The 1,444-nt window shown below is 50.8% G+C and carries 3 protein-coding genes; all 3 read left to right on the plus strand.

Features of this window, described 5'->3' with window-relative positions:
- The coding region (gene mbpA, locus PMW67_RS09685) for a mobilization protein MbpA (protein WP_271739704.1) at positions 1 to 276 on the plus strand (276 nt) is incomplete at its 5' end.
- Between the two features lie 29 nt (positions 277 to 305).
- Positions 306 to 1,067, plus strand: a complete 762-nt coding sequence (gene mbpB, locus PMW67_RS09690) for a mobilization protein MbpB (protein WP_149970768.1) — start codon at positions 306 to 308, stop codon at positions 1,065 to 1,067.
- Positions 1,024 to 1,444: mobilization protein MbpC (gene mbpC / locus PMW67_RS09695; RefSeq protein WP_271739706.1), on the plus strand; the 421-nt coding region annotated here is incomplete at its 3' end. The genes mbpB and mbpC, both read left to right, overlap by 44 nt.

Here is a 1,444-nt window from a genome sequence, read left to right on the forward strand (position 1 = left end):
ATTACATTCCGGTGTACCGAACTTGAAAAGGACGCACTTGCGGAGCAGGCAGCCCGGTGCAGTCTAAGCGTATCGGAATACTGCCGGAGTTTGTCCCTTGGGGGGCGCCCAAGGGAGAGGTACACCGAGGAGGAACGGCAGCTTCTCCGGGACATAGCCCAGTTGAAAGGAACGCTCCAACGGCTGAACAACTACTTCGGTGGTCGCCAGTACCGGGAAGTGTTCGAGGAGAACCGGGCACTAATTACAGAGCTCAAAAAAATACTCTCACGATGATAGGGAAAGGGAAAAGCATATCACATGGTGTGGCGGCATTGGAGTACGACCTCGCCAAAGAGATAAACGGGCAGGCAGTAGCCACCGAGATAGCCCGGCATGAACTTTATGGGTGTACTGGTGCGGAAATGGTGCAGGAAATGAAACCGTATCACATTGATTTTCCGAACGTAAAAAACAACTGCCTACGTTTCGAGGTCAGCCCCTCGATAGAGGAAAGCGCCACCTTTACGGATGCGGACTGGGCGGAACTTGGTAACGACTTCATGCAGCGCATGGGGTTGGCGAACCACCAGTACATCATCATCCGGCACAGCGGTACGGAGAGCAAGAAAGAGCAAGCCCACCTGCACATACTGGCAAACCGGGTTTCCCTTTCCGGGGAACTGTACCGGGACAACTGGATAGGGAAAAAGGCAACGGAAGCCGCCAATGCCATAGCCAAGGAACGGAACTTTGTACAGTCGCAGGACATTGGCAAAGTCAACAAAGCGGAAATCAAGGAAGCCATGGACGGCGTATTGAAGAAGATGCAGGGCTTTGACTTTACCAAATTCAAGGAAGAACTTGGTAAGAGAGGTTTTAAAGTCCGGGAAGCCAGGGCAAGCACCGGGAAACTTAACGGCTACTATGTCACAGCCCGAAGCGGTACGGAGTATAAGGCAAGCGAGATAGGGAAAGGCTACACTCTCGCCCATATCGAGCGGACACAAAGCAAACTGAAGTGCAACTCAATGAACATATCTCATGGAAACAAACTCACACCCGGAAGCGGCAGCTTCCAACGTTAAGCAGGGACAGTACAGCCCCCGGAAAAGAAAAGATACAACGCCAAGGGTAAACCCGCAGCTTGCGGTAGAACTGGTGTATCAAGAACTAAAGCGTGTTGAAGTCTATACGAAGCGCATAGAGGACGCAACAGCCCGAAAGGTACAAATAGCCGGGAAAAGCCTTGAAAGTGCCGAAAATCGCCTAAAAAACGTGTTGGCGGACTTTGAACGGCAGGGGTACAGAATGAAAAACGGCGGTTATGTGGACAAACGAATTTCGTTCTACTCAATCCTTTGTGCTGTTATCTCCCTATTGTTCGCTTGTTTCATGTGCTATCTTTGGACGGATGCAGCCAAAGACCGGGACAACTACAAGCAGTATTATGAATACTACCAAG

Source organism: Collinsella aerofaciens, from assembly GCF_028209395.1.
Taxonomy (GTDB): domain Bacteria; phylum Actinomycetota; class Coriobacteriia; order Coriobacteriales; family Coriobacteriaceae; genus Collinsella; species Collinsella aerofaciens_AZ.